We start from the raw sequence: 15,106 nt of genomic DNA on the forward strand, positions 1-15,106 counted from the left end.
TTTCCCTGGGAAAGCAAAGTTCATAAGGCATAAGAACGGAAAACGGCGCTGAGTTTTTGTGCGTTGTGATCGACATCGTAGTCACGCACCACAAGATCTCTGGCTTTTCTGGCCAGCCGCTCGCGAGTATCCGGTTCACTCAGCAGCTGGCTCACAGCCTGCGCCAGCTCTTCCGCATCATTCGGGTCCACGCACAGCCCCGTCACATCGTTGTCCACCAATTCCGGGATCCCCACAATGTTGGTGGAGACAACCGGAGTTCCCAGCGCCATGGCCTCGACTAAAATGGTCGGCAGACCATCACGATCGCCATCTTCACTGATAATGCACGGTGCGACGACAACGGCAGCATTCTGAATCGCCTCAGCCACCTGATGCCTTGGCAAGGCCCCGGTGAGCGTCACAACATCTCCCACTCCGGCCTGCTGAATTAAGGCCTCCAGCTGTTCACGCAGTGGGCCTTCGCCAATCAAGGTACAGTGAAACTCTGTTCTCGCTGCTTTCAACCGGCTGACGGCGTCAATCAACACCAGAAACCCTTTTTTCGCCACCAGTCGTCCCGCTGCAACAATTTCCGGCGGTCGCTTGTAAGGGGAAGACCAGGGGAATTGCCGTAAATCCAGACCGTTATAGATGCGGCTGATTTTATGCGGTTCGGGGCTGTACTCTCTGCGGAGCCAGTTGAGGTTGTAATCAGAGACGGTCACGATATGGTCAGCATCGTCAATCTTGCGCTGAAGGAAAATATCCCCGTCATAGCGGTAATAAATATCCTTCGCGTGGGCGGTAAATGACCAGCTGATGTCACTGAATTTGGCAGCAAGGCGCGTCACCGTGGCGGCCTGGGTGGCGAAATGGGCGTGCAGATGCTGAATGTTTCCTGCCTGTACGGCCAGTGCAATATGCATTGCCAGCGCCAGATCGTGCACGCTGTTTTGTCGCTCCTCTTCCAGCTTACGGGCAAAACCAGGCAGTTTTTCAAGGGCTTCACTCACCAGCGCCCAGTAGTGCTCCACATTGCGTTGCTTCTCAGGCAGGCGGCTTACCGGTGCCCTGACCGCGCCGATATCATGTTGAAAATGGGCTTCCATTACCGGGCCGAGCGCAAAAATATCAATCGCCATGCCAGCCCGCTCGTGGGCCAGGATCTCATTCACCACAAAGGTCTCGGAAAAACGGGGATAACGTTTAAGCACGTAACCCACGTGCAGAGGTTGAGAAATCACGATGCCTCCTCGCGGCTCAGGCTACGTTCAGGACTGAGCATGCCGCGGACGCTTTCCGCCACGAAGTTCAACCCTGAAAAATCAAGCCGTTCGCGAGGATCGGCAAAGCGATGTGACCCTGCAAGCCAGTTACTGAGATAGTCCACCGTCAGATGGTCAGGATGGACACAGTCCAGCAGCTCCATCCGGGCCAGGCGTTCAGCCCGTAACCACTGCTCCAGCCGGGGCGATACCCTGGGGACTATCAGGGCGGTTTTGTGGAAGGTCAGGATCTCCGTTACCGTGTTATAGCCCCCCATTGCCACCACCGCACGAGCATTACGCAGCAGCTTAAGCGGCTCGGCAACGAAACCGACGATGCTCTTTTCAGCGCTGCCCGCAACCAGTTGCTGCAATCGCAGGCGCTGCGCTTCCGGCATCATCGAGCCGGTCACCAGGATCCCCTGAACCCCTTCGGGCAGACGGGCACGGGCAAAAGTTTCTGCCAGATGAAAACCGTCCTGTCCTCCGCCAACCACGCAAAGCACATAGGGTAAGTTGCCGTTGCCCAAAAGCAGGCCGTCATTGTCGTCGGACTGGGTACGTTGAACCGAATCCAGATAACCGGTGAAGTTTATTTTTTTATTGGTCTGTGCATCGAAATGATATTCTTTGCGCAGGTCATAGAGCTTTTTATCGCCGTATATCCAGATGGTGGAATAAAAGTCACGGATCGCCTGACTGTTCTCCTGTTTATCCCACTGTTTTTTCACTGCCTGAGGTTCGTCAATGATATCCCTTAACCCCAGCACCATATGTGTACCAAGGCGGGAAAGCAGTGGCAGGCTGAGATCCAACTCACGCATGGCCCCCCGGGGCACATTATCCACAATCATGACATCCGGGGAAAACGCATTAATAGCCGAGTAAATTATTTGTTCACGCAGTCTGACCAATGATTTTATTTTTTTGCCAAGCGATCGCGGCTGATATTTACCCTCGGGTGTTTTTATATAAGAAGGAAGAATAACGCTATCCACCCCCTTACGGAGGGTAAAGCGGCCAGCCTCACGTACACCAGAAATCAGCAGGACTTCTGCGTTGGGCAAGGCGTCGAGAACCGCCTGACTTAGCAGGATATTGCGACGGATATGCCCAAACCCCATCGTGTCGTGAGAATAAAGAACACAGCGAGGTGCCCTTTTTTTATTCGCGGAAGATTCCATTTCCTTTCATCCTGTTATCTGACGATAATTCCTTGTATCGCATTTAAATAATAATCATCAATACAATAAATGTGATATTTTTAAAATAATTAAACAATCCTTTCAAAATTCCCACAAAGAAAATATTTCAGATTTTATTAACTTGAAGTAATAACCCTGAGATTAACAGCAGGCTACACAAACGAGCATTCATCGTCAATGGAATGCAAGTCGCCAATAAAAATGCAGACAAATCTTACCTTATAAAAAAGAACAATATAATTTTATAAGAAATGATGGAATTAAAATAATCACAAAAATTCATAACGCACATAAAAAACCCTGCAAGCTTACCGCTTACAGGGTTGAAGTCACTCTCTCATTAAGCCGAAAGCATCTCTGCTTCCGGTCGCCATGATTAACGCATTTACCGGGCGTTAGAAGGCGACTTCATAAAGCGGAAGAAATCGCTGTCCGGGCTCAGTACCATCACATCCTGGTTACTTTTGAAGCTGTTATCGTAGGCACGAAGGCTGCGGATAAAGGCGTAGAAGTCCGGGTCCTGGCTGAAAGCATCGGCGTAAAGTTTCGCAGCTTCAGCATCACCTTCACCCTGAGTGATCAGCGCCTGACGACGAGCTTCTGCCAGCGTACGCTCAACCTCATAGTCTGCCTGCGCTCTGACTTTCGCAGCTTCTTCAGCACCCTGAGCACGCTGGCTACGGGCTACAGATTCGCGCTCAGCTCGCATACGGGCATAGATCGCATCGGAGACTTCAGTTGGCAGGTTGATCTGCTTAATGCGCACATCCACCACCTGAATACCCAGCGCGGCCATACTGTTAGGGTTAATCGCCGGTTCATTGCTGGTCGTTTCACGCTCAACACGGGCGGCTGCTGATGCAATAGCATCATCGGCTGCTGGTGTCACAACATCGTCATCCTGACCTGCACTACCGGTATTCAGCGCGTCACGCACATCCGTAGTCAGACGACCGCGGGAATCAGTAACGATATCCTTCACGTCCAGACGACCAATTTCAGAACGCAAACGGTCACTGAATTTACGCTTCAGCAGCACTTCAGCCTGAGAAACGTCGCCACCGCCTGTTGCCAGGTAGTAGCGGCTGAAGTCGCTGATGCGCCATTTGATATAGGAATCAACGATCAGATCTTTCTTCTCTTTGGTCACGAAGCGATCGGCCTGGTTATCCATGGTCTGAATACGGGCATCAAGCGACTTCACAGACTCCAGGAATGGGATCTTGAAGTGCAGACCCGGTGCGTACACCAGCGGCTTATTCTCGCTGTCGCGCAGAACTTTACCGAAGCGCATCACAATGCCGCGCTGGCCTTCCTGCACCACAAACAGTGACGCATACAGCACCACCAGCACAACAATCACTACAACGATCAGTGGCTTACGCATCGGTTACTCCCTCCCCTGACGCTGGGTATCGTTGCGCTGAGCATTCACCCGGCGCTGGTCCATAATGTTGTCCGGACTGAACGATGAACTGCTGCTGGCGCGCTCATTGCTGTCGGTCGCTGGCGGCAGGCGAAGCAGATTTGTGCTGCTGTCCTGCGAACTGTTGGTCGATGCACCGCTCTGGCCACGCATCAGCTGATCCAGTGGCAGCACCATCAGGTTGTTGCCCTTGTCGTTAACCAGCACCTTGCGGGTATGGCTGAGCACACGTTCCATAGTTTCGATATACAGACGCTCACGGGTGATTTGTGGTGCGGCTTTATATTCCGGCAGGATCCTGGCAAAGCTGTCCACTTCACCCTGTGCTTCAAGGGTTACACGTGATTTGTAGGCACGGGCTTGCTCCAGGATACCCTGCGCATCACCACGGGCACGTGGAAGACGGTCATTGGCATAAGCTTCTGCCTCACGAACCGACTGCTCACGGTTTTCACGTGCGGCAATGGCATCATCAAATGCTGCTTTTACGTCCTCTGGTGGACGTGCGGTCTGGAAGTTGACGTCCAGCAGAGTGATACCCATATCGTACGGACGAATGGTCTCTTCCAACTCACGCTGAGTCTCGCTACGCACCACAGTACGCCCTTCAGTCAGGATACGATCCATGGTGGAACGACCAATGACGCCACGCAATGCGCTGTCGGTTGCCTGACGCAAGCTGTCATCAGCGCTGGTCACAGCAAACAGGTAACGCTCCGGATTGGTTACGCGGTACTGCACGTTCATTTCAACGCGCACGACGTTCTCATCAGAAGTCAGCATGGTGCCGGAAGCCGACAGCTCGCGCACCGCCTCCACGTTCACCGCACGAACCTGATCGATAAAGGTCGGCTTCCAGTTCAGACCTGGCTCAACCAGGTGACTGAATTTACCGAAGCGCGTGACCACACCTCGTTCCGCTTCTTTAATGGTGTAGAAGCCGCTACCGGCCCAAATCACTACCGCCGCAACCGCGACAATACCGATCAGACGACCACCGCTGCCCGGGGTTTTCTGCCCGCCGCTGTTATCGTTTTTACCACCGCCAAAAACGCCAAGCTTTTTGCTCAGCTTGCGAAAGATATCGTCCAAATCAGGAGGCCCCTTATCGCGCCCTCCCTTATTTCCCCCAGAGTTGCCGCCTTGATTATTGCTGCTTCCCCACGGGTCGCGGTCCTGTCCGTTATTCCCGGGCTGATTCCACGCCATGTTTATACTCCATTAATTGTGTGTGCGGTGTTATCCCAAGGCCGGGATACGTGTCAGGCAAAAATCAGTTAAACAATGTAATCCACCAGCCCCGGCTCCTGTTTGCACAGACGGCGCCAGTCAACAATCGGCATGCGCACTTCCAAACCTACGCTTCCGTCGTCTTCATTCCACTCTTTTTCGATCGCCTGCAGCTGATAAAACCGGCTGCGCAGCCGCCCCGCTTCAGGCGGCAGACGTAAAGCGTACTCGGCAATTTCCCCTGCCAGCCGCTCAGTTAGCGCCTGGAACAGCAGTGGAATGCCCTCGCCCGTTTGCGCTGAGAGCCAGACGCGCACGGGCAGATTTTCTTCATCACGATCGATTCTGGGGACAAAATCCTCCAGCATATCAATCTTGTTCATTACATGTAGGGTGGGGATTTCGTCAGATTCTATCTCTTCCAGAACCTCTTCCACCGCTTCAATATTCTCATCCACGCGCAGGTCAGCCGCGTCAATCACATGCAGCAACAGCGTGGCCTGGCGGGTTTCCTGCAGCGTGGCTTTAAACGCAGCAACCAGGTCATGGGGCAGATGGCGGATAAAACCAACGGTATCAGCCAGTACCACTTCACCCACATCGGCCACTTCGACTCGCCGCAAGGTCGGGTCCAGCGTGGCAAACAGCTGATCGGCAGCATACACTTCTGCAGATGTCAGGTGGTTAAACAGAGTGGATTTACCTGCGTTGGTATAGCCGACCAGCGAAACGGTAGGCACATCGGCTTTATTACGGGCCTGGCGTCCCTGCTCGCGCTGCTTTTCCACTCGCTCAAGGCGGGAAAGGATCAGCGTGATGCGGTTGCGCAGTAAACGACGGTCGGTTTCCAGCTGGGTTTCACCCGGGCCACGCAGGCCAATACCGCCCTTCTGGCGTTCAAGGTGGGTCCAGCCACGGACCAGGCGCGTGGCAAGATGGCGAAGCTGAGCCAGTTCCACCTGTAATTTGCCTTCATGGGTACGCGCGCGCTGGGCGAAGATATCCAGAATCAGGCCGGTGCGGTCAATGACGCGACACTCGCACAGGGCTTCCAGATTACGTTCCTGTGCCGGACTCAGGGCGTGATCGAACAGCACCACGGAGGCACCGCTGGCTTTCACCGCTTCGGCAATTTCCACTGCCTTCCCTTCGCCGACAAAATATTTTGGATGTGGCGCTTTACGGCTGCCAGTCACAACACGCAGCGCTTCAACACCAGCAGAAGACACCAGGGCTTCGAATTCCTGCAGGTCTTCCATATCTCTGTCTTGAGAGAAATAGATGTGTACCAGTACGGCATGCTCACCGGCATCATAACGGTCAAACAAACTTAAAACCTCTCAGAACCTTGTTAAACCTGCTACGCGGTGGCCATACTTCGTCAAAATCAGATGCAAAATGCGCATTAAATCGGCGTATTAAGAGCGTAATCTCACCCACCTGACTTTGATGGGCCAGACCAGACGAAAAAAGGATTACCAGGACGGGAGCCTGGAAAGCAAGCGAAGACCCGTCCTGAAAAAACAGTGATTACTCTGCGTCTTCACCGTCTTGCTGAGGCTGAGAAGAAGCCCCCTGATTGCTGCCACCGTGATGATAGTTGTTGCTTCCGCCACCCGCATTGTTGCTGTGGTGGGAGACCGGACGGGACGGAACAACAGTGGAGATAGCGTGCTTGTACACCATCTGGCTGACTGTGTTCTTCAATAAAATAACAAATTGATCAAACGACTCGATCTGACCCTGCAGTTTGATACCGTTAACCAAATAAATCGAAACCGGAACACGTTCACGACGCAGTGCGTTCAAGAACGGATCTTGCAATGATTGCCCCTTAGCCATTCTATCTTTTCCTTATATGCTTGTTGTTTACTACTTTAAGGGCCCGAGCCCTGAAATACTGCGTAAAAATTTGCGCACGATAACGCACCAATTGTACACAATCACCCAGGCTTCGCACTAAGAACCTGAAGGACCGTAGCCAATGAGGCTTCCGGGTGTTCGCTATCCAGCCAGTGAACCCCTTTCCAGCCACGAAGCCAGGTCATCTGGCGTTTAGCCAATTGCCGGGTCGCGCAAATTCCCCGATAAACCATTTCATCGTAATCGATCTCGCCAGCAAGATATGACCACATCTGGCGATAACCCACACAACGAATGGAAGGCATATCCGTATGCAAATCACCTCGTGCGAAAAGCGCCCGAGCCTCCGCTTCAAATCCTGACGTTAACATCTGCCGGAAACGCAACTCAATACGTTGATGAATAAGTTCGCGCTGCTGAGGAGCAATCGCAAACTGGACAACGTCGTACGGCAGTGCTTCACCGGCCGTTTTAGTCAGTTCCGTTAAAGTTTTACCCGAAATAAAAAAAACTTCCAGTGCTCGCGAGAGTCTCTGGGGATCATTCGGATGAATACGATTTCCAGCAATGGGATCTATTTCACATAACTGACGGTGAAGGGCATCCCAACCTTCTTCACTCGCCCTTTGCTCAATACGCTGACGCACTTCCGGATCCGCCGGGGGCAGCGGCGATAATCCTTCCAGCAAGGCCTTGTAATAGAGCATGGTGCCACCAACAAGCAACGGAATTCGCCCACTTTGGGTGATTTCCGCCATTTCTGCCAACGCATCCCGCCGGAACTCCGCCGCCGACCAGGCTTCAGAGGGGTCGAGAATGTCCAGCAAACGATGGGGCGCAAGCCGCAGCTCTTCCGCAGAAGGCTTGGCGGTTCCGATGTCCATTCCCCGATAAATCAGGGCGGAGTCTACGCTAATCAACTCAACGGGTAGCTGCTGGCGTAATGCAATGGCCAGTGCAGTTTTACCGGAAGCCGTTGGCCCCATCAAAAAAATAGCCTTTGGCCGGCCAGCCTTGGAAGTTTCACTCATGCTTCAGGGCGTTCATCGCCATTTCAATATCGACGTGCTGCATAAATCCAGAAGGTGGCGATTTAATCAGCTGCGGACAGAGCCTTTCGACTTCGGCCAGCAGCGCTATCGCCTGCGAGTGATTCCAGTGCGGATGTTCAACTGCGGAATGGCGCGCTAACCATTGCGCCACCTGCGTTGCCGACACATCCTGCTGCCGGGCGAGATAGCCTAACAGTTCTGGAATCAAGTTTTGTAAATTTTGTTGGCGCAATGGTAAAGGTACGGCACGCAGCGTCACATGATGACCATCCGCAAGCAGTTCAATCCCCATTTGAATCAGTAAGGTGGCATGATGCCCGATCGCTTCACGCTCCGGTTTATCCACCTTCATCCGCACCGGGATCAGCAACGGCTGCGGCTTCAGCCCTTCCTCACCGGGATCCAGTTGCGCCTGCTTCAGCCAGCGCGCCGCCACCGGTAAAGCAATCAGAGCAAGGCGGTCTTTTGCCTCGACCAGCGCGTAGTTATCCTGCACCACCGTCAGCACCCGGCCGAAGCTCTGGCTGTGGCCGATTAACGGAGCTTGATACTCCGGTTCCGTAGCTTCGCCGATCCGGCCAGCAGGCGGCTCCTGAGCGCGAGGCAGTTCAGGCGTCTTCATCAGTTGCTGATAAGCTGTACCCTCTTTCTTCTGGTACAACGGCTCCTGCCGCTGCCAGTTCGCCTGAGGAGCGCTGCCGTCACCGGACGTTTTAGCCTGCCAGCCTGCCTGGGAAGTGCCCCCGCCAGCCGGGCTCTTCGCCGGTGCAGGAGAAGCGAAGTGGTTGCCGCCTGCCGCCTGGCGATTCTCAGGCTGCCAGCGCTCAGCCGGGGCTTCATCAATGGCAGGCAGCGTTTCGGTCCCGGTTTCCTGCAGGACGCTGATCACACCCTGATAGATAAAATCGTGTACCAGCCGCGACTGGTGGAAACGCACTTCATGCTTGGCAGGATGCACGTTGACGTCTACCTGATGCGGGTCGATCGTAAGATACAGCACATAGGCGGGCTGATGTTCATCGCCCAGTTTATCCTGATAGGCCTGACGGATAGCATGATTGATCAGGCGGTCACGCATCATCCGGCCATTAACGTAGCAATACTGCAGGTCGGTAATGGCGCGGGAACCGGCGGGATCGGCTACCCAGCCGCGCAGGCTCAGGTCGCCATGCTGCCATTCGATCGAAAGCGCATGGCTGAGAAAAGCCGTGCCGCAGATGGAGCCGAGACGACGCTCACGCTGGCTGCTTTCGGTGACGCCACGATACTGCCGCATCAGCTTGCCGTTATGGCTGAGCGAGAAAGCAACATCAAAACGAGCCAGAGCAATACGGCGAATGATTTCGTCGATATGGGTGAATTCGGTTTTTTCAGTGCGCATGAATTTGCGCCGCGCCGGGGTGTTGTAAAACAGATCCAGCACTTCCAGCGTGGTCCCCACTGGATGGGCAGCCGGTTTGACCGTCACATCCATGTCGCGCCCTTCAGCATAGGCCTGCCAGGCTTCATTTTGCGCTTCAGTGCGGGAAGTCAGCGTCAGGCGCGACACCGAACTGATACTGGCCAGCGCTTCACCACGAAAGCCAAGACTCATAATGGCTTCCAGGTCGTCCAGGGTGGTGATTTTACTGGTTGCATGACGAGCCAGCGCCATGGCCAGCTCATCTTTACCGATGCCACAGCCGTTATCGCGAATGCGGATCAGCTTTGCGCCACCCTTTTCAATTTCGATATCAATTCGCGTTGCCCCGGCGTCAAGGCTGTTTTCCACCAGCTCTTTCACCACCGATGCCGGACGTTCCACCACTTCACCCGCCGCAATCTGGTTAGCGAGCTGCGGAGGTAACACCTGAATCGGCATAATCAGAATCCTTCCATTCGACCCAATACGGTTAAGATGCCGGGATGGTTAGCGTCTGGCCCAACATCACATTCTGCGACTTCATATTATTCGCCTGCTGTATCGCCTTCTGGCTCACGCCGTAGTGGGCCGCAATCGCCGTCAGTGAATCACCGCGAACCACCTTGTGGCGGACTGGCTTCTTCGGTTTTGCCGCACTGACAGCTGATGTGATGTTGCCTGCGGGCACTTTCAAGCGCTGCCCCACCCAAACCACATCTTTTTTTAACGTATTCATGGAACGTAAAGTTGCCATGCTGACGCCTGAGTGCGCAGCAATACCGGACAGAGTTTCACCCCGTTTGACGACATGACGCGCCACCGCCCCGGAATATTGGGTATTGGCTGGTGCCGGGTTAGGTTCAACGTTAACCGCCGATGCTGACTGCAACGGTCGGTTTTCCTCCTTTGGGATCGATTGCAGCGGGTGCGCCAGGAAGTAGTTACGGAGTCCTTTATAAATCGACTCGGCAATCTTCTGCTGGTATGCGCTACTGCCAAGCAGTCGCTCCTCCGAAGGATTACTGATAAAACCGGTTTCCACTAACAGCGAAGGAATATCCGGTGAACGCAGAACACCCAGGCTGGCGTGTTCCGGGCGGCGTTTATGCAGCGACCCCACCCGTTGCAGTTGGGCGATAACTTTTACCGCCACGTCATAACCTACCCGCTGGGAGTGGCCGAACTGTAAATCGAGTACCGCCTGGCTGAGATAAGGGTCAGCCTGGCTGTTCGCCAGCAGATCGCCCGCCCCGCCCAGCAACTCAGACTGTTTCTCGTGCTGCTCCAGCCAACCCGCCATCTCACTGTTGGCGCGACGGTTGGAAAGCACCCACACCGATGCGCCAGAAGCGCTGCGGTTCGGTGCGGCATCCGCGTGAATTGAGACCAGCAGATTAGCGTTTTGCTTACGCGCCACGTCAGAGCGGCCCATTACCGAAATAAAATAGTCGCCGTCACGGGTCATCACCCCTTTAAACATCGGATCGTCATTCAGCAAGGCTTTCAGCTTGCGGGCAATAGAGATGGTGACGTTTTTCTCTTTCAGACCACCAGCACCGATCGCACCGGGATCCTGACCACCGTGGCCGGCATCGATCGCCACAATCACTGCTTCGTTAGCCGAACGTGGAGTGCGGCCCGGCGCAGCCACCTCATTACCGCTGCTGACAGCAGTCACAGGATTATTCTTGAAAGGATTCTCCGCCGGGGAAGAAGGAGCAGAACGCGAAGCCGTGCTGACTTCCGCAGGTCGGGAAGAGGATTTAGCCGGGCGCGTACCATTAATGGTAAACACCACGTTGTAATCATTGCCGTTACGCTGCGTCACAGCACGGGTTTTACCCGGCTGCGTCAGCTCAAACACCAGTCGAATGCTCTGGTTGTCTTTCGGCTTACTTGAGCGAATGCGCTTAACGATATTCTCGCCGCTGAAGGTCAGAGGCAATCCTTTAATCACCCCACTCTGACGAATATCCAGCACCACACGGTCAGGATTATGCAGCGGGAAGAAACCGTAAACCGGCTGACCGGCAAAGCTCAGCGTCACGGTGGCTCTGTCATCCCCGTTAGAAACTTTAATGTCCGACAGGTTGGCCGCAAGGCTGGAGAATGTCGTCAGTAATAGTGCCAGTAACAAACCAAACTTCATGCGCAACATCATTTACAACCCTTTTCCGTGGCAACTTGCTGCACCATGGCCTCACCGGCCACTGAGCAGGCTTTAAGTTCGGCCTGACGCGCATGGCCCTGATAGCTGAGGTGCAGTTCAATATCGGGCGTTGGCAGCACGCCCGTCCCCTGCTGAGGCCATTCGACCAGGCAGAGGCTGTCTTCGGTGAAATAGTCGCGAATGCCCATGAATTCAAGCTCTTCCGGATCGGCAAGGCGATAGAGATCAAAATGATAGACCCGGCGTTCCGGCAGAATATAGGGCTCGACCAGCGTGTAAGTCGGGCTTTTGACGTTGCCCTGATGCCCAAGCGCCTGCAGGAATCCCCGGCTGAAGGTGGTTTTCCCCGCACCGAGGTCGCCATACAGATAGATCGTTGCCGCGCTTTCGCTGGCGCGGGCCAGGCTGGCACCCAATGCGAGGGTTGCCGCCTCATCGGGCAATGTAATTACACAGGTCTTCATTCTTTTGTATTCAGGATCTCAGGATTGACAAACAGATACAGCCCGGAAAAAAGATCGGTCGCTAACATCCCTCTTGTACCGAGGCGTTCAGACACTTCTTCAGCCGCCGCGCCGTGCACCACACATCCTGCACAGGCAGCATCATATAACGGGAGCTTCTGCCCCAACAGGCTGCCAATGATGCCAGAGAGTACATCACCCATGCCCCCTGTCGCCATACCGGCATTGCCCACATCAGCAAATGTCAGCTCTCCCTCTTCGCTGGCAATCAGCGTACCGGCCCCTTTCAGCACCACCACGCCACCATAGCGTTTCGCCAGGCGTTCAGCGGAATGTAAGCGGTCGCTCTCAATTTCGCTGGTCTTCACGTTAAGCAGTCGCGCCGCTTCACCCGGATGAGGCGTAATGATTCGATTTTGACGTTTATCGGGACTGATTGCCAGCAGGTTAAGCGCATCTGCATCCCAAAGCATCGGTTTCTGAGAGTTTTCTACCCTCTGCAGGGCTTTTTTGCCCCATTCTCCCTGCCCCAGGCCAGGACCGATAACGATCACCTCCGCCCACTCCAGCGCCTCATCAATGGCCTGATTGCTCAGCTCCTGTACCATCAGTTCAGGCCGGGCAGTCAGCAATGGCGCAACATTATCTTTGTGAGTGAGTACTCGCACCAATCCTGCGCCGGCGCGTAAAGCCGCCTCTCCCGCCATGCGAATCGCCCCCGCAGTACCATGATCGCCGCCGATAATCACTAACTTGCCGTGGTCGCCTTTATGCGAGGTTGGCCTGCGTGGCTTTAACCAGTGAGAGAGGTATGAAGCATCGTAACGGGCAAATGGCGCAGTCTGAGTCGCCAGCCAGGGATCAAGGCTCAGGGCGTGATAATGCAGCTTACCGACATAATCTCGTGCTTTACCGGTCAGCAGGCCAGGTTTCAGGGCGATAAACGTCAGCGTATGGTCGGCAGAGATCACCGCACCAGGTGCCGTGCCGTTAGTAGCCACTAACCCGGAAGGGATATCCACGGCAAACACGGCGGCCGGGTGGGCGTTCGTCCGTTCAATCAGCTGCTGGTAAGGTGCCTCTGGCGCCCGGCTCAGGCCGGTACCCAGCAGCGCATCGACAATCACCTCCACCTGATCGGGCCAGTGTATGGACGGATCGTGGATCACTCCTCCCGCGGCCAGCCAGGCTTCACGTGCCTGTTGTGCCTCTTCAGGCAAAGGCCTGGCACCCTCACAGGCAATCACCGTGACCGTCAATCCGGCGGACTGCGCCAGCCGCGCCACGATAAACCCATCGCCGCCGTTATTGCCGTGCCCGCAGAGGATCAACCAGTGTTGCGTATCCGACCAGAGCGAACGCAGGCGGCTGAATACCGCCTCACCGGCACGCTGCATCAGTTCGAACAGAGTGATACCAAGCGCATCGGCCCCCTCTCGCTCAAGTTGCGCCATCGCCTCTACAGGCCAGACAGAATAGGGTAAACTTGCCGGGTTATTTCGCTGGCTCAGGTTATTCATGTCGCATCCTCTCGATCTCCATCAACTTGCTCTGGATATTAAACAGTGGGGCCAGGACCTCGGTTTTCAGCAGGTCGGTATCTGTGATACCGATTTAAGCCTGGAAGAGCCGCGCCTGCAGGAGTGGCTGGACAAGCAGTATCATGGCGAGATGGACTGGATGGCACGCCACGGAATGATGCGCGCCCGCCCTCATGAGTTGCTGCCCGGTACGCTGCGTGTCATCAGCGTCCGGATGAATTATCTGCCCGCTAAAGCCGCCTTTGCCACGACCTTAAAAAATCCTCAGCTGGGTTATGTTAGCCGTTATGCGCTGGGACGTGATTACCACAAAGTATTACGCAATCGCCTGAAAAAGCTCGGAGACCTGATCCGTGAGCGCTGTGAAACAGCGGAATTTCGCCCTTTTGTCGACTCTGCACCGGTAATGGAAAGGCCGCTGGCCGTCAAAGCAGGCCTGGGCTGGACCGGTAAACATTCGCTGGTGCTTAACCGCGAAGCGGGTTCGTGGTTTTTTCTTGGCGAACTGTTGATCAACCTCCCGTTGCCCAGCGACAGCCCACAGCAGGAGCAATGCGGTCGCTGCGTCGCTTGTATCACCACCTGTCCGACAGGCGCAATCGTTGAACCTTATATCGTGGATGCACGACGCTGCATTTCTTATCTGACCATTGAGCTGGAAGGCGCTATCCCAGAAGAGTTTCGACCGCTGATTGGCAACCGTATCTATGGCTGCGATGACTGCCAGCTGATCTGCCCGTGGAACCGCTACGGTCAGTTGACCGATGAGGATGACTTCAGCCCGCGAGCGGTGCTTCACGCACCACCGCTGGTTGAGCTTTTTGCGTGGGATGAAGCAAAGTTCCTGCGCGTGACCGAAGGTTCAGCCATTCGTCGCATTGGACATCTACGCTGGCTGCGAAACATCGCAGTAGCCCTGGGCAATGCTCCATGGTCAGTCGAAAGTGTTGAAGCACTGAGCACCAGGCTGGGCGAAAACGAGATGCTGGATGAACATATTCACTGGGCGCTGGCTCGTCAGCAGGCGAAGCGGGCTGAAAATGCGATTGAGGTGCAGAGTGGACAGCAGAAACGTCTGGTGAGGGCGATTGAAAAAGGATTACCCCGTGATGCTTAAGTGTACAGTCAGCATTATTTGAGGCTGGCAGTCAGTTTTCCACACGCTGTGCATAAAAATAAAAAGTTGTTGTCATTCAAGTGTCACAGAAAGCACAAGCGATCCAGATAACAATTTGAAATATTATAATAAGCATAAATAACAACAAGTTATGACGATAACGTAAGATTTTACGTCTTCAGAACATTTGGCGGACGTCAGCAACAGCTGTGGATAACTCTGTTAAAGAATATTTGAGAAACGCGAAAAAAAGCGAAACGCAGCTGAGTTATCGCTGTGGATAAATCATCTGGCTGAGGAAGTGATTTTCTTTTTTGGAGCGGGAAACGAGACTCGAACTCGCGACCCCGACCTTGGCAAGGTCGTGCTCTACCAACTGAGCTATTCCC

General features: G+C 54.4%; 12 protein-coding genes. 1 reads left to right on the plus strand and 11 read right to left on the minus strand.

Annotated elements, in window-relative coordinates; translation table 11 throughout:
• Positions 1 to 20: 20 nt before the first annotated feature.
• The 11 genes from AC3Y5R_RS14175 to nnr form a co-directional block, all read right to left on the minus strand.
• Positions 21 to 1,226, minus strand: a complete 1,206-nt coding sequence (locus AC3Y5R_RS14175) for a glycosyltransferase family 4 protein (protein WP_489921876.1) — start codon at positions 1,224 to 1,226, stop codon at positions 21 to 23.
• Positions 1,223 to 2,071, minus strand: a complete 849-nt coding sequence (locus AC3Y5R_RS14180) for a glycosyltransferase family protein (protein WP_489921877.1) — start codon at positions 2,069 to 2,071, stop codon at positions 1,223 to 1,225. Before AC3Y5R_RS14180 ends, AC3Y5R_RS14175 begins: the two co-directional genes overlap by 4 nt.
• A gap of 766 nt (positions 2,072 to 2,837) precedes the next feature.
• Positions 2,838 to 3,839 carry a protease modulator HflC gene (gene hflC, locus AC3Y5R_RS14185; RefSeq protein ID WP_489921878.1) on the minus strand — a complete coding sequence of 334 codons (1,002 nt, stop codon included), beginning with the start codon at positions 3,837 to 3,839 and terminating at the stop codon, positions 2,838 to 2,840.
• 3 nt (positions 3,840 to 3,842) lie between these two features.
• A complete protein-coding gene (gene hflK, locus AC3Y5R_RS14190; protein WP_158784220.1) occupies positions 3,843 to 5,087 on the minus strand; it encodes an FtsH protease activity modulator HflK in 1,245 nt (414 codons plus the stop codon).
• A 68-nt stretch (positions 5,088 to 5,155) separates the two neighbouring features.
• A complete protein-coding gene (hflX, locus tag AC3Y5R_RS14195; RefSeq protein WP_489921879.1) occupies positions 5,156 to 6,436 on the minus strand; it encodes a ribosome rescue GTPase HflX in 1,281 nt (426 codons plus the stop codon).
• A gap of 202 nt (positions 6,437 to 6,638) precedes the next feature.
• Positions 6,639 to 6,950 (minus strand): RNA chaperone Hfq, encoded by a 312-nt coding sequence (hfq, locus tag AC3Y5R_RS14200; protein ID WP_034939922.1) that lies wholly within the window; start codon positions 6,948 to 6,950, stop codon positions 6,639 to 6,641.
• Positions 6,951 to 7,051: 101 nt separating this feature from the next.
• Positions 7,052 to 8,002 (minus strand): tRNA (adenosine(37)-N6)-dimethylallyltransferase MiaA, encoded by a 951-nt coding sequence (gene miaA / locus AC3Y5R_RS14205; protein ID WP_489921880.1) that lies wholly within the window; start codon positions 8,000 to 8,002, stop codon positions 7,052 to 7,054.
• Positions 7,995 to 9,884 carry a DNA mismatch repair endonuclease MutL gene (gene mutL / locus AC3Y5R_RS14210; RefSeq protein ID WP_489921881.1) on the minus strand — a complete coding sequence of 630 codons (1,890 nt, stop codon included), beginning with the start codon at positions 9,882 to 9,884 and terminating at the stop codon, positions 7,995 to 7,997. Before mutL ends, miaA begins: the two co-directional genes overlap by 8 nt.
• A gap of 31 nt (positions 9,885 to 9,915) precedes the next feature.
• Positions 9,916 to 11,586: an N-acetylmuramoyl-L-alanine amidase AmiB gene (gene amiB / locus AC3Y5R_RS14215; RefSeq protein ID WP_489921882.1), complete on the minus strand. Its 1,671-nt coding sequence runs from the start codon at positions 11,584 to 11,586 to the stop codon at positions 9,916 to 9,918.
• On the minus strand, positions 11,583 to 12,059 hold the full coding sequence (gene tsaE, locus AC3Y5R_RS14220) for a tRNA (adenosine(37)-N6)-threonylcarbamoyltransferase complex ATPase subunit type 1 TsaE (protein ID WP_489921883.1): 477 nt from the start codon (positions 12,057 to 12,059) through the stop codon (positions 11,583 to 11,585). Before tsaE ends, amiB begins: the two co-directional genes overlap by 4 nt.
• Positions 12,056 to 13,579 (minus strand): bifunctional ADP-dependent NAD(P)H-hydrate dehydratase/NAD(P)H-hydrate epimerase, encoded by a 1,524-nt coding sequence (nnr, locus tag AC3Y5R_RS14225; RefSeq protein WP_489921884.1) that lies wholly within the window; start codon positions 13,577 to 13,579, stop codon positions 12,056 to 12,058. The genes tsaE and nnr overlap by 4 nt, the downstream gene beginning before the upstream one ends.
• Here nnr and queG point away from each other — a divergent pair.
• Positions 13,578 to 14,717, plus strand: coding sequence for a tRNA epoxyqueuosine(34) reductase QueG (gene queG / locus AC3Y5R_RS14230; protein ID WP_489921885.1), 1,140 nt, complete (start codon positions 13,578 to 13,580; stop codon positions 14,715 to 14,717). The genes nnr and queG overlap by 2 nt on opposite strands.
• The last annotated feature ends 389 nt before the right edge of the window (positions 14,718 to 15,106 follow it).

The organism is Erwinia sp. 009765445, from assembly GCF_058137865.1.

Bases quoted from the DNA above. Each gene is read 5' to 3' on its own strand.
- AC3Y5R_RS14180 (WP_489921877.1), bottom strand. From the start codon at position 2,071: ATGCGTGAGTTGGATCTCAGCCTGCCACTGCTTTCCCGCCTTGGTACA.
- hflC (WP_489921878.1), bottom strand. From the start codon at position 3,839: ATGCGTAAGCCACTGATCGTTGTAGTGATTGTTGTGCTGGTGGTGCTG.
- hflK (WP_158784220.1), bottom strand. From the start codon at position 5,087: ATGGCGTGGAATCAGCCCGGGAATAACGGACAGGACCGCGACCCGTGG.
- hfq (WP_034939922.1), bottom strand. From the start codon at position 6,950: ATGGCTAAGGGGCAATCATTGCAAGATCCGTTCTTGAACGCACTGCGT.
- miaA (WP_489921880.1), bottom strand. From the start codon at position 8,002: ATGAGTGAAACTTCCAAGGCTGGCCGGCCAAAGGCTATTTTTTTGATG.
- mutL (WP_489921881.1), bottom strand. From the start codon at position 9,884: ATGCCGATTCAGGTGTTACCTCCGCAGCTCGCTAACCAGATTGCGGCG.
- amiB (WP_489921882.1), bottom strand. From the start codon at position 11,586: ATGATGTTGCGCATGAAGTTTGGTTTGTTACTGGCACTATTACTGACG.
- tsaE (WP_489921883.1), bottom strand. From the start codon at position 12,059: ATGAAGACCTGTGTAATTACATTGCCCGATGAGGCGGCAACCCTCGCA.
- queG (WP_489921885.1), top strand. From the start codon at position 13,578: ATGTCGCATCCTCTCGATCTCCATCAACTTGCTCTGGATATTAAACAG.
- nnr (WP_489921884.1), bottom strand. From the start codon at position 13,579: ATGAATAACCTGAGCCAGCGAAATAACCCGGCAAGTTTACCCTATTCT.